General features: G+C 65.3%; 22 protein-coding genes. 7 read left to right on the forward strand and 15 right to left on the reverse strand.

Annotated features, from left to right (window positions below; translation table 11 throughout):
- The first annotated feature begins 13 nt into the window (after positions 1-13).
- Positions 14-814 (forward strand): ABC transporter permease, encoded by an 801-nt coding sequence (locus tag DY468_RS19160; RefSeq protein ID WP_107345773.1) that lies wholly within the window; start codon positions 14-16, stop codon positions 812-814.
- Between the two features lie 51 nt (positions 815-865).
- Here the strand turns inward: DY468_RS19160 and DY468_RS19165 are convergent, their stop codons facing one another.
- Positions 866-2812 carry an AsmA family protein gene (locus tag DY468_RS19165; protein WP_164606374.1) on the reverse strand — a complete coding sequence of 649 codons (1947 nt, stop codon included), beginning with the start codon at positions 2810-2812 and terminating at the stop codon, positions 866-868.
- 206 nt (positions 2813-3018) lie between these two features.
- On the opposite strand from DY468_RS19165, the gene DY468_RS19170 reads away from it, so the two are divergent.
- From DY468_RS19170 to DY468_RS19185, 4 genes are all read left to right on the forward strand, one after another.
- The gene (locus tag DY468_RS19170) at positions 3019-3735 is read left to right on the forward strand and encodes a CoA transferase subunit A (protein ID WP_164606375.1); all 717 of its coding nucleotides are present in this window, start codon (positions 3019-3021) and stop codon (positions 3733-3735) included.
- 11 nt (positions 3736-3746) lie between these two features.
- Positions 3747-4397, forward strand: coding sequence for a 3-oxoacid CoA-transferase subunit B (locus DY468_RS19175; protein ID WP_164606376.1), 651 nt, complete (start codon positions 3747-3749; stop codon positions 4395-4397).
- 358 nt (positions 4398-4755) lie between these two features.
- The gene (gene ftsH / locus DY468_RS19180) at positions 4756-6612 is read left to right on the forward strand and encodes an ATP-dependent zinc metalloprotease FtsH (protein WP_349644300.1); all 1857 of its coding nucleotides are present in this window, start codon (positions 4756-4758) and stop codon (positions 6610-6612) included.
- The gene (locus tag DY468_RS19185) at positions 6609-7151 is read left to right on the forward strand and encodes a phosphate-starvation-inducible PsiE family protein (RefSeq protein WP_164606378.1); all 543 of its coding nucleotides are present in this window, start codon (positions 6609-6611) and stop codon (positions 7149-7151) included. Before ftsH ends, DY468_RS19185 begins: the two co-directional genes overlap by 4 nt.
- A gap of 82 nt (positions 7152-7233) precedes the next feature.
- Here DY468_RS19185 and DY468_RS19190 read toward each other — a convergent pair whose 3' ends face one another.
- The 5 genes from DY468_RS19190 to DY468_RS19210 form a co-directional block, all read right to left on the reverse strand.
- On the reverse strand, positions 7234-7578 hold the full coding sequence (locus DY468_RS19190; protein ID WP_164606379.1) for a DMT family transporter: 345 nt from the start codon (positions 7576-7578) through the stop codon (positions 7234-7236).
- Positions 7579-8257: 679 nt separating this feature from the next.
- Positions 8258-8896 (reverse strand): hypothetical protein, encoded by a 639-nt coding sequence (locus DY468_RS19195; protein WP_164606380.1) that lies wholly within the window; start codon positions 8894-8896, stop codon positions 8258-8260.
- A gap of 115 nt (positions 8897-9011) precedes the next feature.
- Positions 9012-10658, reverse strand: coding sequence for an ABC transporter permease (locus tag DY468_RS19200; RefSeq protein WP_164606381.1), 1647 nt, complete (start codon positions 10656-10658; stop codon positions 9012-9014).
- Between the two features lie 143 nt (positions 10659-10801).
- Positions 10802-11812 (reverse strand): Fe(3+) ABC transporter substrate-binding protein, encoded by a 1011-nt coding sequence (locus DY468_RS19205; RefSeq protein WP_164606382.1) that lies wholly within the window; start codon positions 11810-11812, stop codon positions 10802-10804.
- Positions 11813-11928: 116 nt separating this feature from the next.
- Entirely contained in the window at positions 11929-12798 is an 870-nt protein-coding gene (locus DY468_RS19210; RefSeq protein WP_246701049.1) for a LysR family transcriptional regulator, read from the reverse strand.
- A 66-nt stretch (positions 12799-12864) separates the two neighbouring features.
- On the opposite strand from DY468_RS19210, the gene DY468_RS19215 reads away from it, so the two are divergent.
- The gene (locus tag DY468_RS19215; RefSeq protein ID WP_246701050.1) at positions 12865-13302 is read left to right on the forward strand and encodes a tautomerase family protein; all 438 of its coding nucleotides are present in this window, start codon (positions 12865-12867) and stop codon (positions 13300-13302) included.
- A gap of 23 nt (positions 13303-13325) precedes the next feature.
- Here DY468_RS19215 and DY468_RS19220 read toward each other — a convergent pair whose 3' ends face one another.
- The 6 genes from DY468_RS19220 to nirK all read right to left on the reverse strand — a co-directional run bounded on the left by DY468_RS19220 (position 13326) and on the right by nirK (position 20127).
- Positions 13326-13541 (reverse strand): hypothetical protein, encoded by a 216-nt coding sequence (locus tag DY468_RS19220; RefSeq protein ID WP_107345766.1) that lies wholly within the window; start codon positions 13539-13541, stop codon positions 13326-13328.
- A 173-nt stretch (positions 13542-13714) separates the two neighbouring features.
- Positions 13715-15343 carry an MBL fold metallo-hydrolase gene (locus tag DY468_RS19225; RefSeq protein WP_164606384.1) on the reverse strand — a complete coding sequence of 543 codons (1629 nt, stop codon included), beginning with the start codon at positions 15341-15343 and terminating at the stop codon, positions 13715-13717.
- Complete coding sequence (locus tag DY468_RS19230; RefSeq protein ID WP_164606385.1) at positions 15340-16251, reverse strand: ribose-phosphate pyrophosphokinase; 912 nt, start codon at positions 16249-16251, stop codon at positions 15340-15342. The genes DY468_RS19225 and DY468_RS19230 overlap by 4 nt, the downstream gene beginning before the upstream one ends.
- Positions 16248-17792 (reverse strand): thymidine phosphorylase family protein, encoded by a 1545-nt coding sequence (locus DY468_RS19235; protein ID WP_164606386.1) that lies wholly within the window; start codon positions 17790-17792, stop codon positions 16248-16250. The genes DY468_RS19230 and DY468_RS19235 overlap by 4 nt, the downstream gene beginning before the upstream one ends.
- 149 nt (positions 17793-17941) lie before the next feature.
- Positions 17942-18823, reverse strand: coding sequence for an SUMF1/EgtB/PvdO family nonheme iron enzyme (locus DY468_RS19240; protein WP_164606387.1), 882 nt, complete (start codon positions 18821-18823; stop codon positions 17942-17944).
- Between the two features lie 185 nt (positions 18824-19008).
- The gene (gene nirK, locus DY468_RS19245; RefSeq protein WP_164606388.1) at positions 19009-20127 is read right to left on the reverse strand and encodes a copper-containing nitrite reductase; all 1119 of its coding nucleotides are present in this window, start codon (positions 20125-20127) and stop codon (positions 19009-19011) included.
- A 237-nt stretch (positions 20128-20364) separates the two neighbouring features.
- Here nirK and DY468_RS19250 point away from each other — a divergent pair, with 237 nt between their 5' ends.
- Positions 20365-20589 carry a DUF1858 domain-containing protein gene (locus DY468_RS19250; RefSeq protein WP_164606389.1) on the forward strand — a complete coding sequence of 75 codons (225 nt, stop codon included), beginning with the start codon at positions 20365-20367 and terminating at the stop codon, positions 20587-20589.
- Here the strand turns inward: DY468_RS19250 and DY468_RS19255 are convergent.
- From DY468_RS19255 to DY468_RS19265, 3 genes are all read right to left on the reverse strand, one after another.
- Positions 20562-21272, reverse strand: coding sequence for a Crp/Fnr family transcriptional regulator (locus DY468_RS19255; protein ID WP_164606390.1), 711 nt, complete (start codon positions 21270-21272; stop codon positions 20562-20564). The two genes, DY468_RS19250 and DY468_RS19255, sit on opposite strands and share 28 nt — an antisense overlap.
- 82 nt (positions 21273-21354) lie before the next feature.
- Positions 21355-21759, reverse strand: coding sequence for a type II toxin-antitoxin system VapC family toxin (locus DY468_RS19260; RefSeq protein ID WP_164606391.1), 405 nt, complete (start codon positions 21757-21759; stop codon positions 21355-21357).
- Positions 21756-22007 (reverse strand): type II toxin-antitoxin system VapB family antitoxin, encoded by a 252-nt coding sequence (locus DY468_RS19265; RefSeq protein ID WP_164606392.1) that lies wholly within the window; start codon positions 22005-22007, stop codon positions 21756-21758. Before DY468_RS19265 ends, DY468_RS19260 begins: the two co-directional genes overlap by 4 nt.
- Between the last annotated feature and the right edge of the window lie 452 nt (positions 22008-22459).

Consider the following 22459-nt stretch of genomic DNA (forward strand, 5'->3'; position numbering starts at 1 on the left):
GAGGGGGGATGTCATGAAGCTCTCCCGTTTCAACCTCGTCTCGCTGACGCTGGGGCTGGCGTTCCTGTATCTGCCGATCGTGATCCTGGTGGTCTATTCGTTCAACGACTCCCGCCTAGTCACGGTGTGGGGCGGCTGGTCGCTGCGCTGGTATCGCGAGTTCTTCCAGGACCAGCCGATGCTGGATGCTGCCTGGATGAGCCTGCGCGTGGCGCTGACCTCGGCCACGGCGGCGGCGGTGCTCGGCACGCTGGCGGCGGTGGCGCTGTCCCGCGCCGGCCATTTCAAGGGCCGCACGCTGTTCTCCGGGATGCTGTATGCGCCGCTGGTGATGCCGGAAGTAATCACCGGCCTGTCGCTGCTGCTGCTGTTCGTCGCGATCAACGCCGAGCGCGGGTTCTGGACGGTGGTGATCGCCCACACCACGCTGACGATGTGCTTCGTCGCCGTGGTGGTGCAGTCCCGGCTGCACGCGCTCGACCGCAGCATCGAGGAGGCGGCGATGGATCTCGGCTGCGCGCCGGTGGAAGCGTTCCTGCGCGCCACCGTGCCGTTGATCTGGCCGGCGATCGCGGCCGGCTGGATGCTGGCGTTCGCGCTGTCGCTGGACGATCTGGTGATCGCGAGCTTCACCACCGGCCCCGGCTCGACCACGCTGCCGATCCGGATCTATTCGGAAGTGCGGCTCGGGGTGAAGCCGGAGATCAACGCGATCTGCACCCTGATCATCGCCGCCGTGACGGTGCTGATCGTGATCGCGTCGCTGGCGTCGAAGCTGTCGAAGACCCAGGCCGACAACGCCGCGCCGATGTGACGCGGCGCGCCAAAGCATGAGCATCGGTTCACGCCGATCGTGCTGAGCTGATCAGTTCGCCTTCGGCTCGGGCTGCGCGGCGGCAGGTGCGTCGGCCGGCGGCTCGGCGTCCTGTTTCTTGCCGGTGATGCGTTCGAGCACCGAGCGGACGGTGTCGCGGGTTTTGCGGTCCTTGACCGCGTCGAGCAGCGGCGCGGAGGCCGGTGAGCGGCGGATCAGGCTTTCCGGGTCGGGGAAGATCAGCGGATCGTCCCACGGCCCCTGCACGATGAAAGGCAGGTCGAAGCCAGGCTTGGCGGCAGAGCCGTTCGCCAGGCTGGCGACGCCCTTCAGATCGTATTCCCGCGCCGGCACCGAGGCGGTGCCGCTCAGCGAGATCTTCGCGTTCGGCCCTTCGATCCGCACCTCGTCGGCGGTGGCGATGCCGTCCGCGAACCGCACCGAGACGGTGAGCTTGTCGAACGGCGTTTTGCCGCTGCGGAAATTGCCGCCGCCGGACAGCGGCCTCCGCTCGAGCCGTTTCAACAGCTGTTCGACGTTGAAGCCGGTGATCGCGCCGTCGTGCGCGGTGAGAAGAGCCGAGCCGTCGAGCGATTGGGCAAGCCCGAACGGGGAGGCGCCTTCGGCTTCCAGCGAGACGCTGAGATTGCCGCGCCCTGAGAGATTCCGCACGCCGAGCAGATCGGCCGCGCAGGTCTGCAGCTCGACGTCGTTGAATTGGAACTGGGCCTTGACGCTGGCGGCCTTGTCGGAGCGCGAGATGCCGAACGTGCCTTGCGCGATGCCGCCGTAGACCTGGGCCTCACCGACGCTGAGCGCCAGCGCGCCGCCACGCAAGTTGGCGCTGATCGCCGTGCGGCCCAGCGTGGTGGAGCCGATCGCTACCTTGGCGGCCGACAGTCGCATGTCGAGATCGACCGGGTCGGTCGAGGACAGGTCGAACAATTGCCGGTTCCAGTCGCGCGCGCCGCTGGCCAGGAGCCGGATCGTCGACAGATACGGCGTGACGTCGATGCTGCCGGCTGCGAGCGTCGCCTGCAGGCCCTGGTGGCCGCCGGCGATCGTGTAGGTCATCACCCCCTCGGCGACGTTCTTGTCGAGCTCGACATTGACGTTGGTCAGCGCCACCGTTGGACCGATCAGATTGGCCCGCGCCTTCAGCGAGAAACGGCCGAATCCGCCGGTGCCGGGCGGCTCCTGCCCGGCCCAGCGCAGCGCGTTGCGCAGCGAGACACTGTCCGCGGTGACCGTTCCGGTCAGAACCAGGCTGGTTTTGTTGGCGATGGTGCCGTCGAACGCGATCTTCATCGGTGCGCCGGCGAGCCGCAGCTTGATGCCGGAGGAATCGCCACGCAGCGCCGCTATGAAGTCCGCGACCGTGATCGAGCCGTCGATGCGCTCGCCGCGGAAATCGAACTGGCCGGTGGCCGCGAATGTGCGGGAGATCGAAGGCCACGCCAGCGACAGGTCGATGTCGCTGATATGTTCGTGCTGGCCGCTGGCCTGATCGAGATAGTTCAGCTCACCATCCTGCAGCCGGATCTCGGAGAACGACACCTGGTCGTCGAGGCCGGGCTTCATGGTTCGCGTCAGACTGTCGATGAACGGCGTCCAGTTGCTGCGGCCGTCGGCATCCCGCACCACCTGGATCGACGGCTGGCCGAGCACCACGTCGGCGATCTCGAACCGGCGCAGCAGCAGCGGCAGCAGCCGAAGGTTGGTGGTGAGCGTCTTGACGCTGAGCGCGGCGTCATTGCCGCCATCTTCGCCGCTTTTCAGCCGCACGTCGCTGAACACCACGGTGCTGCGCGGGAAGATCGTGACGTCGGTGGTCCCGTCGACCTCGAGCTGAAGGCCGGTGGCGACGCGGAGCTGCTGTTCCACCGCTTGTCGCAGCGCACCGCGATCGATCGTCAGCGACAGTGCGAACGCCGCCACCACGGCGACGGCGATCAGCACTGCGACCGAGATCCCGAGGCGCTTAATTCCTTGGGCCATCGCCAACCAATTTCCGGAACGTGAGCGTGAATGTCGTGCGCGAGAGGCGGCTCATAGGGGGCCGGACCTGAGGGCGCAACTTGATCGGTTTTCTTGGCGCTTTCAAGGCTTTCCGGGCGTTGCGGGCCCTGGCGCAATTGACGGGTTGCGGGGTTTTTGCCTAATAGACCTAATCGCAGCCAAGCCCCTTCACAGGTCCCTGCATCATGAACAAGGTCTACCCCGACGCCAAGGCGGCACTCGACGGCATCTTGCGGGACGGCATGATGATCATGTCCGGCGGCTTCGGCCTTTGCGGCATTCCCGAGACCCTGTCGGACGCGATCCGCGACGCGGGCGTCAAGGATCTCACCTTCGTTTCCAATAACGCGGGCGTCGACGGCATCGGCCTCAGCCGGCTGCTCGAAACCCGTCAGATCAAGAAAATGATCTCGTCCTATGTGGGCGAGAACAAGCTGTTCGCGCAGCAGTTTCTGGCCGGCGAGCTGGAATTGGAGTTCGCCCCGCAGGGCACCCTGGCCGAGCGCATCCGCGCCGGCGGCGCCGGCATTCCGGCGTTCTTCACCAAGACCGGCGTCGGCACGCTGGTGGCGGAGGGCAAGGAAATCCGCGAGTTCGACGGCGAGAAGTACGTGATGGAACGCGGCCTGTTCGGCGACATCGCGATCGTTCACGCCTGGAAGGGTGATACCGCCGGCAACCTCGTGTACCGAAAGACCGCGCGCAACTTCAATCCGATGATGGCGACCGCGGCCAAGATCACGATCGCCGAGGTCGAGCATCTGGTGCCGGCGGGCGAGATCGATCCGGATCATATCCACACCCCGGGCATCTTCGTGCAGCGCATCGTCCATGTGCCGAACGCCAAGAAACACATCGAGCAGCGTACCACCCGCAAGCGCGCCGAAACGGCGGCGAGCTGAGGAGAACCCTGATGGCTTGGACCCGCGAACAGATGGCGGCGCGCGCCGCCAAGGAATTGCGCGACGGCTTCTACGTCAACCTCGGCATCGGCATTCCGACGCTGGTCTCGAACTACATCCCGGACGGCGTCGACGTGGTGCTGCAGAGCGAAAACGGCATGCTCGGCATGGGCCCGTTCCCCTATGAGGGTGAAGAAGACCCGGACCTGATCAATGCCGGTAAGCAGACCGTCACCGAGCTGCCGTCGACCAGTTACTTCTCGTCGGCCGATTCCTTCGCGATGGTTCGCGGCGGCCACATCGACCTCTCCATTCTCGGCGCCATGCAGGTCGCGCAGAACGGCGACCTCGCCAACTGGATGATTCCGGGCAAGATGGTGAAGGGCATGGGCGGCGCGATGGATCTCGTCGCCGGCGTCAAGCGCGTCGTCGTGGTGATGGAGCATTCCGCCAAGGACGGCCCGAAACTGCTGAGGTCGTGCAACCTGCCGCTCACCGGCGAGCGCGTCGTCGACATGGTGGTGACCGATCTTGCGGTGTTCACCATCGACAAGCACGGCAATGACGGCATGGCGCTGATCGAACTCGCCGACAGCGTCACCCTCGACGAGGTCAAAGCCAAGACCGAAGCCGAATTCCGCGTCGCGCTGAAGAACGCCTGATTTCGCGGCACCGCGCGCAGTCACCGCGAAGCTGCGACCGCGCGCCGCGCTCTGCCGGATGATCTTGAAACCCGTTGCTGTTCCCCTAGATCGAGCGATGCCGACCCTGAGATGCGGGGCCGGCGCGCCGCTCGATTGGGACGCTCGGCAGATGTGCACTTGGACTTCGCTGTAGCCTCGCAATCGGCCGCGTACCTTCCAAGCCCGATCTCAACGCACCGCACATGAGGCGTCCTTCCGTCGCCTGCGCGCGTTGCGACGCGTGGCGTGAAGGAACTCGGCCGTGGGCGGCTGCGTCTTAGTCGGACGACAAGGAGCAATGCTCCCGTCGAGGGAGCGCAGCGGGGGAGTTATTGTCGTGGAGCTCAACAAGAAGACCCAGTTCAACATCGGGTACTGGCTGATAGCACTCTTCGTTTTGCTCGGATTCCAGTACCTGTTCACTACCGCGACGCTCGTCGCGAAGATTCCCTACAGCCAGTTCGAGACCTATTTGGCCGAAGGCAAGATCGCCGAGGTCGCGGTCTCCGATCGATTCATCCAGGGCCGCTTCAAGGAGGCGATCGACGGCAAGCCGATGTTTATTACCACCCGGGTGGAGCCTGATCTGGCGCGCCAGCTTCAGGACAAGGGCGTCGTCGTCACCGGGCGGATCGAGAGTACATTCCTCCGTGATTTGTTGTCCTGGGTGGTGCCGGTGCTGCTGTTCGTCGGCGTCTGGATGTTCGTCATCCGCCGGATGGGCGGCGGGGTCGGCGGCGGCCTGATGCAGATAGGCAAGTCCAAGGCCAAGGTGTATGTCGAATCCAATACCGGCGTGTCGTTCGCCGATGTCGCCGGCGTCGACGAGGCCAAGGACGAACTGAAAGAAATTGTCGATTTCCTGAAAGATCCGGACGGCTACAGCCGGCTCGGCGGCCGGATGCCGAAGGGTATCCTACTGGTCGGCCCGCCCGGCACCGGCAAGACGCTGCTGGCCAAAGCGGTAGCGGGCGAAGCCGGCGTGCCGTTCTTCTCGATCTCCGGCTCGGAGTTCGTCGAGATGTTCGTCGGCGTCGGCGCCGCGCGGGTCCGCGATTTGTTCGAGCAAGCGCGCGCCAAGGCTCCGGCGATCATCTTCATCGACGAACTTGATGCGCTCGGCCGTGCCCGCGGCATCGGGCCTTACGCCGGCGGCCATGACGAGAAGGAACAGACACTGAATCAGCTCCTGGTCGAGCTCGACGGCTTCGATTCGTCCACCGGCCTGGTGCTGCTCGCCGCCACCAACCGCCCCGAAATTCTCGATCCGGCGCTGTTGCGCGCCGGCCGGTTCGATCGTCAGGTGCTGGTCGATCGTCCAGACAAGGCCGGCCGTATTCAGATCCTCGGCGTGCACATGACCAAGGCGAAGCTCGCCCCGGATGTGTCGCCCGAGCTGATCGCGGCGCTCACGCCCGGTTTCACCGGCGCCGATCTGGCGAATCTCGTCAACGAGGCGACGCTGTTGGCGACCCGCCGCAGGGCCGATGCGGTGACGATGCAGGACTTCAACAATGCGATCGAGCGCATCGTCGCGGGCCTGGAGAAGCGCAACCGGCTGCTCAATCCGAAGGAGCGCGAGATCGTCGCCTATCACGAGATGGGACATGCGCTTGTGGCGATGGCGCTGCCCGGCGTCGACCCAGTGCACAAGGTGTCGATCATTCCGCGCGGCGTCGGAGCGCTCGGCTACACCATCCAGCGTCCGACCGAGGATCGTTTCCTGATGACCCGCGAGGAGTTGGAGAACAAGATGGCGGTGCTGCTCGGCGGCCGCGCCGCGGAAAAAATCGTGTTCGGCCATTTGTCGACCGGTGCGGCCGACGACCTGATGAAGGTCACCGACATCGCCCGTGCCATGGTGACGCGCTATGGCATGAGCGAACGGCTCGGCAATGTCGCGTTGGAGAAGGATCGCCGCTCTTTCCTGGCGAGCGACCAGCCGTATTACGGACCGCAGGAGCGGAGTTACTCGGATGAGACCGCGGCGGCCGTCGACGACGAGGTCAAGCGTATCGTCGACGCCACCTTCGATCGCACCGTCAAGCTGCTGGGCGAACGGCGTGACCAACTCGAACGCTCGGCCCGCCGGCTGATGGAAAAGGAAACACTCGACGAGCAGGACCTGCGGGCGTTCGCTGAGACGTCCGCCATGGGGACGCCAGCTCGGTCGGCTGAGGAGGTGGCTTCATGAGCAGCCGTCGATCTCGGGAACGGTCGTTCGACGCTCTCGATGCGCTGAGCGATCTGCGCCGGAGCTGGCCGGCGCTCAGTCTGTACGAGAAGTTCGAACAGCTCGTCATCGTGGTGCTGACCACGCTGATCAGCTTGGTGGTTCTGGCGGCATTAGCCGGGCTAGCGATCCACGTCGTCAAGCTGCTCGCTCATGGCGTGCTAGATCCTGCCGACCACAGCCTGTTTCAGAACGTGTTCGGCATGATCCTGACACTGCTGATCGCGATGGAGTTCAACCACTCGATCCTCGGCGTTCTGAAGCGACGGAACAGCATCGTGCAGGCGCGCACGGTGGTGCTGATCGCGCTGCTGGCGCTGTCGCGCAAATTCATCATTCTCGACGCCACGACGATCGAGCCGTTGACGCTGATCGGTCTGGCCTTCGCGGTGTTGGCGCTGGGTGCGGTGTACTGGTTTGTGCGCGATCAGGATAGGAAAGATGAAGCCACCAATGAAACGGTTGAGTCGTCCTTGGAGCCGAGCGCGCAAACCAAGTGATGGGACGAATTATGGGCCGTAAACCCATTAATCAGATGACGGACCATCTTATCTTTTCCAGTGAAGAGACATCTGCTGCTGCTCAATGCCCCACCGTTCGTGAGAAGACGTTCATCACAACCACGCCTGCGACGATCAATCCAATGCCTAGCCAAGCAGCTACATCGAGAGCCTGTCGAAGCACAAAAAAACTGACCGTTGCAGTCAAAATTATGCCTAAACCGGCCCAGATGGCGTATGCGACGCCGAGGGGCAAGACCTTTAAGGCTTGGGACAACATGTAAAACGACGCCACGTAGCAAATGGCCATCGCCACAGTAGGTAAGGGTCGGGTAAACTGTGCTGATTTCTGCAGGAAAGTCGATCCTGTGACTTCCAGCGCAATAGCAAATCCGAGGGCGATGTAGGCAGTGACGATTGATGGCATCAGCGGTTTCCAGTCGATGGTTCGGAAACGGCTATTGGTAAGTCCAAAGCGCCGTTCCCGAGCAAATCAGGTTGACGCCGAGGCAGAGAAGAACCCATCGAAAGACAGGCGCAGGAGCCACCACCCTGCTGCTCTATTTACGGCAGGGCGAAGCATACAAGATTAGTCCCGCTAAGCCAATCGACGGCCTTGCAGTTTCGGCTGCTCCACAGAAAGGGGCTGGCGGCTTGCCGCATGATCCTGCATATTCTTGAGCCGACATGATATGATGAACTTCGAGTGGGGCGTGATCGAGGCGCTGCTGCTCAAAAAGCCGCGAGGCGTTCGGAGCGTCCATCATCGCCGAGCGCTGAACAGCATTTTTCATGTGCTTCGATCCAAGGGACCAGCGCGACCTTCCTGAGTCCACGCACCACCGGCGATAATTGCGTCGCGCGATGGCGAAAAGCGTGCGTGTGATTGCATGGACGCAATCACAGCCGCACTCTATAGGTACATCCAGATGATCGACAGCATCATCACAGTTCGCGCCGCCAGCAGGCTGCGACGGCAAAAAGGCGGTGCAGAACGCTGGCTCTATCGCTCTCGAGCCGGCCTCACCACCAATATCCAAGTCGTCGCGGGCTCTGGCTCAGGGCTCGTCAGTCGACGTCCTAATTGGGTCGACACCGCAAAAAGATTAGCGCCGGCCGCCTGAGAACAGCGGCGATTCGCCCGGCAGCAGGTTGGAGCGAATGTCGCTGTCGGTGGTGCCGTTGTATTGGGTGTAGCCGGCCGAGAACGACAGGCTGACATTGGAGGTCGGCTTGATCTCGATGCCGGCATTGACCGTGCTGGCCGCGGTGTTGCTGCTGGCAAAGCCCGGCGAGGTCAGCGAGGTGAAGACGTCGGGCTTGTATTTCAGGCTGTCGACGCCGCCGAACAGCGTCACCGGCATGTCGCCGACGCCCTTGAAGCGGTAGCCGTATTGCGAGCCCTCGACGGCGAGCGAGCCGAAATTGCCGAACGCGCCGGCACCGCCCGGACTGCTCCAGCCCAAGCCGCCGGCCAGCGGTGTGACGGGGGCGCTGTAGCTGCGGGCGACGAAGCCGCTGCGCAGCTCGCCATTCTCGTCGGTCTCCGCATTGAAGCCCGGCACGTCGCTCCAGTTCAGCGCCTGCCAGCTCTCGGTCGCGCCGCCGCCGAAGCCGAACGGCCCGCCGGGCACCCAATAGCGGATCGGTGCCACCTGCGCCTGCGCGGACGCTCCGGCGAACAGCATCGCGGCGAGGGCGAGGCCGCACCGGGCGGCGACAGGAAAGGTCCGGCTCTGCTTCATCGGGCGAATTATACGGTCATGGACGGGTCGAGGCCAGCCGGTGCTGCGGATCGCCGCAGCGCCGGAGTTCCGAGCCCACCAGCCACGGGATGACGGCGGCAGCGTGGCGACCGGCTCATTCCGGCAGGTCGGAGAACCGGGTCAGCCAGATCACCGGCGGAATGCTGGCGGCGACGATGATCAGGGCCGCCAGCGCGCCATCCTCGAAGCTGCCGCGGCTGGCGTATTGATAGATCGAGGTCGACAGCGTCTCGACATTCAGCGGCCGCAGCAGCAGCGTCGCCGGCAGCTCCTTCAGGCAATCGACGAACACCAGGATCGCGGCGCCGACCAGCGCCGGGCGCAGCAGTGGTAGGTCAATCTTCCACAGCGTGACGAGGCGGCCGGCACCGGCGGCGCGGGCCGAGTCGTCGTAGTCCCGCGGGATGCGATCGAACCCGGCCCTGAGCAGCCCGGTCGGCACCGCCAGGAAGCGGATCACATAGGCGGCCACCACCGCGCCGCCGGTACTCATCAGGATCAGGCCGGGCGACGGATAGCCGAAGGCACGGAACAGATTGGCGACCGTGCCGTCGATCACCAGCACCGGCGTCAGCAGCCCGAGCGCCAGCACCAGGCCCGGCAGCGCGTAGCCGAGTTGGGCGACCGCCATGGCGGCGCGCGTCGTGCGGCCCTCCCGCCAGCGCGCGGCCAGCACCACGATCAGCCCGAGCCCGAGTGCGATCAGGGTGGCGAGCGCCGCGAGCGTCACGGTGTGCAGGGCGTCGCGCCACAGCGTCGGGTCGATCCCGATCGACAGGCTGCGGCGCAGGCTTTCGCCGAGCAGATACGCGGCCGGCAGCACGAAGCCGAACAGCGGCGGCAGCAGGCAGGCCATCATTGCGAGCCCGCCCTTGAGGCCGCGCAGCCGCGTCCGCGACCGCAGCCGCGGGCTTTCCGCCGACAATTCGACGTTGGCGTTGCGGCGGCCGATCCGCTCGATCGCGATCAGGAGCGCGGCGAAGCCGAGCAGCACCAGCGAGAGCTGCGCCGCGCCGGCCAGGCTGCCGCGATTGAGCCAAGTGTTGAATACCGAGACGGTGAGGGTGCGGACGCCGAGATATTCGGAGGCGCCGATGTCGTTCAGCGTCTCCAGCGCGGCGAGCGCGACGCCGACCGCCAGCGCAGGCCGCGCCATCGGCAGCACCACCCGGCGCAGGATGGTAAAGCGGCCGGCGCCAAGGGTGCGCGCGGCCTCGATCGCATCCGTCCCCTGCGCCTGAAACACCGCGCGGGCCGACAGATACACGTAAGGATACAGCACCGCGGCGAGCAGCAGCATCGCGCCGGGCAGCGAGCGTACCGACGGCAGCCACTGCACTGCCTGCGCGGCCGGCATCATCAGGCCGAGCGCGCGATGCATCAGCCCGAGCGGCTCGAACAGATCGACATAGACATAGGCCGACAGATAGGTCGGGACCGACAGCGGCAGAGGGAGCAGCCAGATCAGCGCGGTGCGGCCGGGAAACTCATGTGACGACGCCAGCCAGGCCGTAGCGGTGCCGATCAGCAGCGTCAGCGTGCCGACGCCGGCGATCAGCAGTGCGGTGTCACTCACCGCGCGCGGCAGCACATAGGCGATCAGATGCGACCACACCTCCGGCGCCGGCTGCAGCGCGATCAGCATCAGACTGATCACCGGTGCGGCGACGAGGAGGGCGGTGAGGAGAGCGAGGACGAGGGCGACGAGTTCGGTGTCGGACGCACCAGGCGCCGTCCTCATGGTGAGGAGGCGCGCAGCGCCGTCTCGAACCATGAGGACGTGATCTTTGGCTCCATCCTTCGAGACGCCCGGCTTCGCCCTCAGGGCTTCGCCGCGCTCCTCAGGATGAGGGAAGTCTGCCTGCGGTGGAGGTGTGATGACGTTCAGTTGTCGAATCCGACCTTGTCGACCAGCGTCGAGGCGGCCTTGCGGTTGGCGGCGATCTTGGCGATCGGCAGCGGATCCGGCTTCAGCTTGCCGTAGCCGGCGATGATCGGGTTGAGCGGCACGCCGGCGCGGATCGGATATTCGTAGTTGGCGTCGGCGTAGATCTGCTGCGCCTTCTCGCCGGCGAGCCATTCGATCAGCTTTACCGCGTTGGCCTTGTTGGGCGCGTGCTTGGCGAGCACGACGCCCGACAGATTGACATGAGTGCCGCCGCCTTCGAACGTCGGCAGCACCACGCGGGTCGCGTCCGCCCAGGCCTTCTTGTCGGGATCGTTCAGCATCAGCGCCCAGTAGTAAGTATTGCCGATACCGAGATCGCATTTGCCGGCCGCGACGTCACGTGCGGTTTCGCGGTCACCGCCGGACGGCTTCTGCGCCAGATTGGCCTTCAGGCCACGCAGCCATTCCTCGGCCTTGGACTCGCCGTGCTTGGCGACGTAAGCGGCGAACAGCGCGTTGTTGTAGATGTGCTGGCCGGAGCGGATGCAGATCTTGCCCTTCCACTTCGGGTCGGCCAGCTCCTCATAGGTGATCGCTTCCTGTTTGACGCGATCCTTGGAGGCGTAGATCACCCGGGCCCGCATCGAGATGCCGGCCCACTGGCCGTTCGGATCGCGGAACTGGGCCGGCACGATTTCGTCGATCACCGCCGAATTGATCGGCTGGCTGATGCCGGCCGCCACTGCATCGTCGATCCGGCCGATGTCCACCGTCAGCAGCACGTCGGCCGGGCTATTGGCGCCTTCCGCCTTGATCCGCTGCTCCAGGCCTGAACTCGCCGAGATTACGTTGACGGCGATTCCAGTGTCCTTGGTGAAGGCGTCGAACAGCGGCTGCACCAGCTTGGTCTCGCGGTAGGTGTAGACGTTGACCTGCTCCGCGGCCCCGGCGCCGAACGGCACGAAAACGGCGGCAAGTGCGAGGGCGGCGGCACGGAAACGGCTCATACGGCGGGCTCCTGGCGAAAATCGAGGACGCTTGTCAGTAGCTCAGGCCGCCCGGGCAATGCAGCGGCGCAATGTCGCGATTAGAACTATTCCAGCCCAGGGGCCGGCGTTGCCCGTCAGCTTAGCTGCTCGGCCAGCATGTCGCGCACCTTGCCGACCAGCGCCGGCTCGTCGCGGAGCGGCGGAACCAGGCTGAATTCGACTTCGGGCAGCGGCGGCAGCCGGTTGCCCGCTGCCAGCACCACGGCGTCCGCCGGCACGGCCGACGCGTTGAGGCAGGTCAGCCCGAGGCCTGCGGCCAGCGCCAGGTGCAGCCCGCCGACGCCGGAGGCCGAGTGCATCACCGTGTATGGCAGCCGGTGCGCCGTCAGCGTGCGCGCGATGAAGCGCTGCAGCGAGCAGGTGTCGGGCAGCACGACGAGCGGCAGGACACCGTCGTCCGGCAAGACGAACGAGCGGTCGGCGACCCACAGCAGCGGCTCGCGCCGCAGCTTGATCCGCTTCGCCGCGCTCCGCCGTGACGGACGGTCGAGAATCGCCATCGACAGGCCGATGTCGAACTCATCGGAATCGGCGGTCTCCTCGATCAGCGCGCTCTTGCGGATCGAGACGTGCAGCCGCAGATGCGGAAACTGGTCGCGCACGCGGCGCAGGATGCCGGGCAGCGCACCCGGCCGAAAGTAATCGGTGATCGCAAGCCGCAGTTCGCCCGCGAGCTGGGCGGCGTGCATGTCCCGATAGGCTGCGTCGCTCAGCGCCAGCAGCTGGCGGGCGTGTCCGATCAGACGTTCGCCGGCGGGAGTGAGGCTGGCGCCGCTCTTGCCGCGGCGAAGCAGCGGTTGCCCACACATTTCCTCCAGCTTGCGGATCTGCTCGCTGACCGCCGATTGCGATCGGCACAGCCGCGGCGCCGCCGCCGACAGGCTGCCGGTCTCGGCCACCGCCACCAGCGCGTTGAGGAGATCGAGGTCGAACAGCCGGCTCATCATCCACCCGAAAACCAGATGGATGTTATCGTATCTTCCCGTTTTTCGGGAGGAAAGAGCCGCGGCATGATCGGCATCGACATCCACCACCAGAAAGCAGCGGACATGCCCGGCATCACCCTGACGGTTTCCCTCCCCCTCGACCCGGCGCTCACCGGACGGCTCGCCGCCGCGCTCGCCGAACTCACCTGCCGGGTGCTGCGCAAGGAACTCGACCGCACGGCGGTGTTCATCCGCCATCATCCCGCCGATCAGTGGTTTATCGCCGGCCGTGCGCTCAGCGACTGGCGCAAGAATGCGTTCAAGCTCGAGGTCACCATCACCGACGAGACCAACACCAAGGCGGAAAAGGCGGCGTATCACCGCGAGGCGTTCGCGCTGCTGTCAGAGCTGATCGGCGACCTGCATCCGCACTCGAACATCCACATCATCGACTGCCGGGCGGCGGCCTATGGTTATGGCGGGATCACGCAGGAGGCGTATGCGTATCGGGCGCCGGGCTGACAATGGCCGGCGCGGCAACGGCTTCAGAGCAACAGGTTGCCTGCACCGTTCTGACAGGCCGGACATTTGCACGCATGGAAATTGACTTCGGCGGCGACGTATTCGGCGCCACAATGAATGCAGGCGATCTTCAGATGCGGACGTCGGTCGGCACTGCAGCTGGCCGCCCGCGCGACCAGATACTGACCGAGTGCATTCTGGTCGCCTTCGGCGACATGATAGTTCGCACTCACGAGCATCCCCCGGATTGTGCATATGCGAGATAGTCTAGCACACAGCCCTCGGGGGAATGCAATTCGAATAGCTGCAAGCGAATCGCGCAATTTGGCGGTGCAGCGGTGTTCTAATGCCGAGAGTGAATCAAACCTTGCTCTAATGGTATTCAGACCATGAGGTCCGATCCATAGCGGGGCTAACGTCGCGCCGCATGCGCGCCGTTGCCATTGCCGTTCTCATCAAGCGCGCGGCGCAGGCGGCGAATGATCACGCTGCGCGCGCGCTCGTCAGCCGCGGCTTCGACGCTGGCGTTGATATCGAGCAGCAGCTTCGACATCTCGTTGTGCCAGTCGAGCTTGACCACTGATTCGGGCTCGAGCCGTCGGCGATGCTTGCCGTCGAGCGCGGTCGGAACCGGCGTGGTGAGTTCGTAGACGTCGTCGAGCAGGGGCTGAAAGATTTTCGCGGCCGGCAGCACGCCGCCGCCGAGTCGCTCCGCCAGTGCGGCGATCGCGGTTTCCTCGCCATGCGCGAGAAACAGCCCGCGATCGATCGGCCGCCTCTCGGTGATCCATCGCGTCAGCTCGTCGGCATCGGCATGGCCGGAGTAATCGTCGATGCGGCGGATCTTGGCTTTGACGCGGACTTCCTCGCCCATGATCCGCACCGCCTTGGCGCCTTCTTCGAGGAAGCGGCCGAGCGTGCCGTTCGCCTGATAGCCGACCAGCAGCACGGTGCCGGTGGAGCGGCACAGCCAGCGCTTGAGATGATGGCGGATGCGGCCAGCGTCGCACATGCCGCTGGCGGCGATGATGATGTGGAAGCCGCTGAGCTTGGCGATCGACTTGCTCTCTTCCACCGTCTCGGTGAAGCGCAGATGCGGCGAGGCCAGCAGCCGCTCGACATCGACGTCTTCGTCGAGATCGGCGGCGTGGCGGCGGAACACTTCGGTGGCGCGGATCGCCAGCGGCGAATCCAGGAAGATCGGCGCGCTCGGGATCGTTCCCTTTTCCATCAGGTCGATCAGATCGACGATCAGCTCCTGGGTGCGCTCGACCGCGAATGCCGGAATCACCAGCGCGCCGCGCGCCGCCGCGGCGGCGTTGACTTCGGCAGCCAGGCGCTCGTGGCGGAGCTTCGGCGAGGTCGGCTCGCGCACGCGGTCGCCATAGGTCGACTCGCAGATCACGTAGTCGAAATGTGCCGGCGCTTCCGGATCGGGCTGCAGCAGCTTGCCGTCGGGGCCGATGTCGCCGGAGGCGAGCAGCCGCAGCGCCGAGGATGAGCGGCCCTCGCCGTCGATCTCGATTTCGATCGAGGCAGAGCCGAGCAGGTGTCCGGCGTTCCAGAACCGCGCGCGCACACCGGGGAGGACGTTGACCCAGCTCTGGTAATCGACCGGATAGAACGACGACAGCGTCGCGATCGCGTCGGCCTGGGTGTAGATCGGGCTGACCTCCGGTCGCCCCCGCGCGGCGTTGCGGCGGTTCAGCATCATCACTTCGGACTCCTGGATGCTGCCGGCGTCGGGCAGCATGTAGGAGCACAGATCGATGGTGCCGCGGGTCGCCAGGATTCGTCCCTTGAATCCCTCGCGCACCAGCTTCGGCAGCAGGCCGCAGTGATCGATATGGGCGTGCGTCAGCAGCACCGCGTCGATCTCCGACGGGCGGAACGGAAACGCGCCGTAGTTCAGCTCCTTCAGCGTCTTGTGGCCCTGGAACAGGCCGCAATCGACCAGGAAGCGTTTGCCATTGGTCTCGAACAGATAGCAGGAGCCGGTGACGGTGCGCGCAGCGCCGCAGAATCGGATGGTGACGCTCATGCGCGGGTTTCCTGATTGGGCGTGCCGATCTCGGCGCGCAGTGCCTCGACGAACAGATCGTCGAGCGTGATCGCGTTGGTCGGGTGCGGCACGGTGTGGGTGGAGCGGATGGTGCGGATGCCGGCGGCGGTGAAGTCGCGCAGCATCGCCGGGGGAAACAGCGCGTGGGTGATCACCGCGTCGACAGACGTTGCGCCGGCGCCGAGCAGCGCGCGCGTGCAGGCGATCAGCGTGCCACCGGAGGAGACGATATCGTCGACCAGCAGCGCCGGCTGACCCGCGACCGTGCTTGCATCAGGGAACGCGATCTCGACCGATCGGTCGCCGTGCCGGATCTTCTGCGCCACCGCGGATCGTGTGCCGATCAGTTTGGCGAGCGCATCGACCCATTGCTGGGATTCGGAATCCGGTCCGACCACCACGGTGTCAGGATCGAGTGTGCCGCGCAGCGCCGCGGCGATCGTCGGCATCGCCGACAGCTCGTCCGCTGCGATGCCGGGGAAGACGTCGCCGAGCCGTGGTGTCCGATGCAGATGCGGATCGACGGTGATGACCCGGTCGACCAGCCCTGCCAGCAGCCGGCCCATCGCCTTCTGGCTGATCGCATCGCCGGGGTGAAATGCCACGTCCTGGCGCATGTAGCAGAGATACGGCGCCAGCAGCACCAGGCGTTTGCAGCCTTCGCGGCGCAGCGCTTCGGCGGCGAACAGGATGGTCACCAGCTTATCGTTGGGCTGATCGAGCGGCAGATACAGGATCGTGGTCGCGGCTGTGGGGCCGACATTGACGGCGATCTCGCCGTCCGGAAAGCGGTGCTGCGTGATGAGATGCGCCGGCACGCCGAGCCGCGCCGCGAGCCGAATGGCATCGTCCGCCGCCGAGTCCAGATAGCACAGCGCGACGCTCACGATACCAGGTCCACGTCGGCCGGGGTGTGGTGGTTGATCGCGAAGCCGGACTCCGCCTGGGCGGCGGCCAGCGCCAGATCGAATTCGGCGCGGTCGGACGCATACACCCGATACAGCGGCTCGCCCTTTTCGACGCGGTCGCCGATCTTCTTGAACAGATCGATGCCGGCGCCCTTGGCGACCGGCGCGCCGGCGCTGCGGGCGAGGCGGTTGATGCGCAGACAGTCGATGCCGTTGACCACGCCATCGGCGGCCGCCAGCACATCGGCCGCGTAGCTGCCGAGCTCGGCCGGACACGGCGACGGCCCCTGTGCGTCGATGATCTGCTGCATCTTTTTCAGCGCAGCGCCGCTGTCGAGTAACTCCTTGGCGCGGGCATAGCCGGCGCCGCCGCGTAGCTTTGGATCGTATTCCAAGAGATGCGCGGCGAGCCGCAGCGATTTCTCGCGCAAGTCAGCCGGGGCACCGGGCTCGTTGCCGAGCACGGCCATCACGTCGCGGGCTTCCAGCACCGGGCCGATGCCGCGGCCGATCGGCTGGCGGCCGTCGGTGGTGACGACTTCGACGCCGATGCCGAAGTGATCGCCGACGAATTCGAACAGCTTACGCAGCCGCATCGCCTCGTTGGCGTTGGCAACCTTGGCGGAGGGGCCGACCGGGAAGTCGATCAGCAATCGGGTCGAGCCGGCGGCGAGCTTCTTCGACATGATCGAGGCGACCATCTGCTCCGGTGTGTCGAGGCTGAGGGGGCGTTCGACCGAGATCAGGATGTCGTCGGCGGGCGACAGGTTGACGTGGCCGCCCCACACAAGGCAGCCGCCGCAGGCGTGCACCACCTGTTTCATCTGCTCGACGTCGAGATCGACCCGCGCCAGCAGTTCCATGGTGTCGGCGGTGCCGGCCGGCGAGGTGATGGCGCGCGACGAAGTCTTCGGGATCATCAGTCCGTGCGCGGCGACGATCGGCACCACGATCATGGTGGTGCGGTTGCCGGGAATGCCGCCGATGCAGTGCTTGTCGACGACGATCGGATTGTCCCATTTCAGCTTCGTGCCGACCGACGCCATCGCGCCGACCAGCGCCAGCAGCTCGTCGGTCGAGGTGAAGCGCGCGGCGCTGATCAGGAACGCGGCGATCTCCATGTCGGAGTAACGGAAGTGCGCGAGGTCGTCGACGATCGCGGTGATCTCGGCGGCCGACAGCGTGTGGCCCTGGATCTTGGCGCGCACCGCATCGAGGCTGGCGGGCGACCGCGCCGGCGTCACCGTCACCGCACTGCCGACCGGCTCGTTGAAGCGGCGGAACGCCGGCTCGGACAGGCCGAGTTCGTCGGGGCCGATCATCGCGTCGTCGTCGGTGATCATCAGCGTCGCCAGCAGCACCTTGCCGTTGATGCGCAGTTCGACACGGCTGAAGCCGCGAAACACATCCGGGCGCAGGGCGCGCGAGCGGCGGGAGATCACCGCGACGTTTTCGCGGCCGGTGTCGAGGCTGATCCGCCGAATCGTCAGCGGCGGGCGGGTGAGATCGGGAGCATTCAAGATAGCGCAACTCCGCGCATCGGCCGGGCGGCCTTCAGGAGCGCGTGGCGAAGCAGCGGGCTCCGGGACGCGCGATGGCCGAGGCTAGAAGTTCGGCGCGCGGGGCCATTTGATGCGTGTCAATGTCGTGCGCGGCTCTGGGTCGCGGTTCAGATCCCTGCCGCCGCCACGACGCGGTCCAACTTGTCTCGCAGCCGCGCGAGCGGTGCAGCCGGCTCACGCACCAGGCGGAAGCCGAGATGGATCGGCGGCAGTCCGGCCGAGCAGCCGCCAGCCTTGGCGTCGCGGATGAAATCGGAGACGTAGGCGCGGTGCAGCCCTTCGGCGATCCGCACGCCGCAATTGGCGGTCTGTGCCTGAGGCCGGCCGGCGGCGTCGATCGCGGTGCGGTCGAAACAGGTCGCGGTCCACTCCCAGACATTGCCGGACAGGTCGAGCAGGCCGCGCTCGTTGGCGCCGAAACCGCCGAAGCTGCGCAAAGTGCTCGACAGATCGTCACGATCGGATTCGCGCTCGTAGCGCGCGATCCATCGCACCGACGGATCGTCGCTGTCCGACGCGAGCCCGTCGTCCTTGAACCTGCTGCCGGCCGCAAACGCCCATTCGGCGTCGGTCGGCAACCGATAGCGCGTGCCGGTCTTGCGCGACAGCCAGTCGGCGTAACCGGTCGCGTCCTGCCACGACACGCGGACAGCCGGACGATCGGCGCGGATCGCGGTGTCGGAAGCCATCGGATGGCAGGCGCCATCGTCGACGCAGAGTTGGTAATCCGCCGCGCTGACCTGGTGCAGCATGATCGATATCGGCGCATCGAACCGCAATTCGATCCGTGGCGCTTCGATCTGTCGCCCGTCGCGGGTGAATTCGCCGGGTAGCCGGTATTGCATTGAGCCGGGCGCAACGACGGTGATCGCCTGCCGGGCTTCGAACGCCGGATCGCCGCTCCCGAGCATCAGCGGCACGGCCATGAACGGCGTGACGAAGCCTGCGAGAGCGGCGAGAGCGACCTTGGCTTTGAAGGCGAGCGGCATGGGAGTTCGGCCGGTTTGACGGGGCAGCTCATTGGTCGATGACCTCACCTCGTCATTGCGAGCGAAGCGACGCAATCCAGCTCCGAACGTTGGACTGGATTGCTTCGTCGCTTCGCTCCTCGCAATGACGGGGAAGAGGGGGCTCACAAACGTGAGCCTCGGAAGGCAGATTATTAGTTCGTCGATCAACCCGGGATCGGGCCGGGCGCACTGACCTGCTTCATCAGATCGTCGTTCCACTTGCCGTCGACCTTGAAGTGCGCGGTGGCACCGAGCTCGATCGCTTCGATCAGGTTGTGGTTGAGATAGGCGTACACGCCCGGCTGCTTGAAGGTGTAGAGCGCAGCACCGGCCGAACCGCCGCGAATGAACCAGGTTTCCAGATTGTTCTCCGGCGGATTGGCGAATTTGCCGGTCTCCCAGACGTAGTCGCCGTGGCCACCGATCAGGTGCGGGCGGGTGTCGCGGTTGGCCTGTGAGTGCACGATCAGCACGGTCTCGCCGACCTTGGCTGGCATCGCGTTCTTGCCGGTCAGCGCGCCCACCTTGCCGTTGAACACCACATGGGTCGGGATCAGCTTGCGCATCACTTCGGCGGTGTCGACGTAGGATTCAGCCGGCGACGCATAGGCCTTGTATTTGCCGTTCTGGTCCTTCGGCACGTACATGTCCTGCTCGCCGATGTAGTAGACCCGGTCGTAGTGCAGCGGCTTGCCGCTGCGATCCTTCAGACCGTCACGCGGCAGCACCATGATGGCGCCGTTCATGCCGGAGACGACGTGCCACGGGATCATGTTGCCGCCCGGAGCGCAGTGATACACGAACACGCCGGAGCGATCGGCCTTGAAGCGCAGCACCACCTGTTCGCCGGGATTGATCAGCGTCAGCGCGCCGCCGCCGAGGGCGCCGGTCGAGGCGTGGAAGTCGATGTTGTGCGGCATCGTGTTGCTGGCGGGATTGACCAGCGTCAGTTCGACATAGTCGCCCTCATGCACCACCATCAACGGTCCGGGCATCGAGCCGTTGAAGGTCATCGCCTGGAATTTGGTGCCGTCTTCGTCGATCACCACTTCTTTTTCCTGCACCACCATCTTGAATTCGACGACCTTGGGTCCATCCTTGGTGGCCTGCTGATGCGCGTGCACGAACGGCGGTGCAACCAGCTCGACCTTCTGACGCGGCAGCTTGGAAATGTCCTCTTCGGCAGTGGGAGTGGCGGCGGCGGCGGATGTCGTGGTCGGTGCGGCGCTCATCATCAGTGCGGAAGCGGCGACGCTCAGCAGGGTGTCTCGGCGGGTCATCATAGTCGTGGTCCTTCAGGGCTGGATAGAAACTCGGCTGGCGCAACCATGCGCCTGCTACGCTGCCACTGTTTGTCCCAGCACAAGCTCAGCGATGAATGCCGATCAACTCCGGTACTCTCCGCATCCGTCATTTGTCGGACCCGGAAACGACGAAATGCGGGAACCGCCGAAACGTTGTCGCGCGACAAAGAACCCGCCGTACATGGAGATCAGCATGGCGGGTCAATGGAGACGACGATGTCGATAGACCGCAGCTATGTAGTCGAGGACGTGATGCGTCGCTGGCCGGCGACGATCCGGGTGTTCCTGGATTTCAGGCACGCCTGCGTCGGCTGTCCGATCGCGACGTTTCACACCATCGAGGATTCTTGCCGCGAGCATCGGACCGCCGAAGCGCCGTTTCTGGCGGCGCTGCGCGAGGCCGCGGCAAAGCCTCAGGAGGTCTTGTCGCCGGGCGGCTGATCGGCCAGCACCACGAGCTGGTGCGGCTCGCGCAATACGATCTTCTGGCGGCCACTCTCGATCAGGCCCTTCTGCTCCCAGCTCGACAACAGCCGGCTGACGGTATGCAGCGTCGAGCCGGTCATCTGTGCGATGTCCTGGCGGCTGATTGGAAAATCGATCTGCACCCCGCTCTCGACCTTGCGGCCACTCTGCTTGGCGAGCCGCAGCAGCGCGTGGGCGACGCGCTGTTCGACCTGCTGGGTCGACATTTCGATCACTCGGGAATGCGTCTCCTGCAACCGGTCGCCGACCGTGCGCAGCGTGTTGGCGGCAAGCGCGGGATATCGCTCGACGAGCCTGGGCCATGCCCCGGTCGGCCACGCCAGCACGATCGAGTCGTCGACCGCGGTCGCTGTCGCCGGGTAGCGGTTCAGACCGATTGCCGTGGCCACCCCGAAGGTTTCGCCTGGCGCAACATAGCGCACCACGATCTGCTCGCCGGCCGGCGTCACCTTGCTGGCGCGGACGTGACCGTGCAGCAGCACGAAGAACGAATGGGCATCCTCGCCCTGTTCGAACACATGGCCGTTCTTGGGAACCCGGATCGACCGCGCCTCCTGCAGCACGGCGTCGAGCTCCACCGGGCTCAGCCCCGCAAACAGCGGCAGTTTTGCAACCAGTGAAGTGTCGATCGTCGCCATCGAGGCTCTCGCGCCAGGGGTCGGTCCGCGCAGCTAAATCGCGATTGCCGGCGGGGGGCAAGGGGGAAGCCCAGCGAGAGATCTATGCGACAAGCGGAATATCGGTCAGCGGGAAGTCGTTGCCCTTGCACAGCAAGGGGGCATTCAAAGCCCTGGCCAGCGCGTAGGCGAAGCAATCTCCGTAGTTGAGAGCTGCTTTGTGGCCGGTTCCTTTCCCGAACCGCAGATGTGCCGAACGTGCGTATTCGGCCTGTGCGGCCGTCACGGGCTCCACCCGGATTCCGGCCTCTGCGATAAAATCATCAAGCCATCGTTCGGCTTTGGCTGGCGGAATGTCCTTTAATCCTCGCAGAACGATCGAGACCTCGAGCAAATTGCCCGAAGACAGGACTGGTTGATCGTCGGATGCGATCAGCCTCGCGAACTCTGCTGCCTCCTGTTCCTCCCGAAAGATCGCAATGATCGCCGACGTGTCGATGACGATCACGTCGGCAATCCATTGTCATCGTAGCCGAGAATCTCGTCTGGAGTTCGCCCGGTGTCCGGCAACGCGGCGTAACGGCCTCCGATCTTCAGCAGTCGTTGCGCGATCTGGTCGGTTTGCCGGCGACGATGCTCGCGTGCGAGCTGTTCGCGCAGCGCATAGGTCACCGCCGCGGTGAGGCTCTCGCCGGTCATGCGGGCCAACTCTGTCGCTAACTGATGAGCTTCGTCGTTCTTGATGTTGAGATGCATGCGATCTCCGATTGGTAGAGAAATAGCATTTGTCTACCGCAGCCTTTAATTTGGTTTCGTGAGAGGCTCCTGACAAGGGAATTGTTGTAGCGATTATTTTCCTAAAACCTCATCCCATCGAGGGGCGTCTCCGGGACGCTGTGAGATGCGGGGTGAGGCGGTGGTGCCTGCGGGCGGGAAGCAGACGTGCTTCCTTCCTCCGGGAGGCCAAGGTCGCGGTCCGCAGCTACGACGAGCGGCTGCCCCGTGCGTGGCGGGGCGGGCGCAGAGCATGCGGGCAGATCCCGTGTCCTGTGTTCCCGCGGAAGAACGGTCCCGATGCCAGAAATCGCCACGGTGGAGCGTCGAAAGGCGTTCCGCGACGGTTCTCTCCAGCGCTCCGCCGCCCTCGGCCTGGTGGCCGCCGGGAGGTCCCCCGCGCCGGTCACTCACGCAATCACTTGCGGTTAACG

Source organism: Rhodopseudomonas sp. BR0M22 (genome assembly GCF_010907035.1).
Lineage (GTDB): Bacteria > Pseudomonadota > Alphaproteobacteria > Rhizobiales > Xanthobacteraceae > Rhodopseudomonas.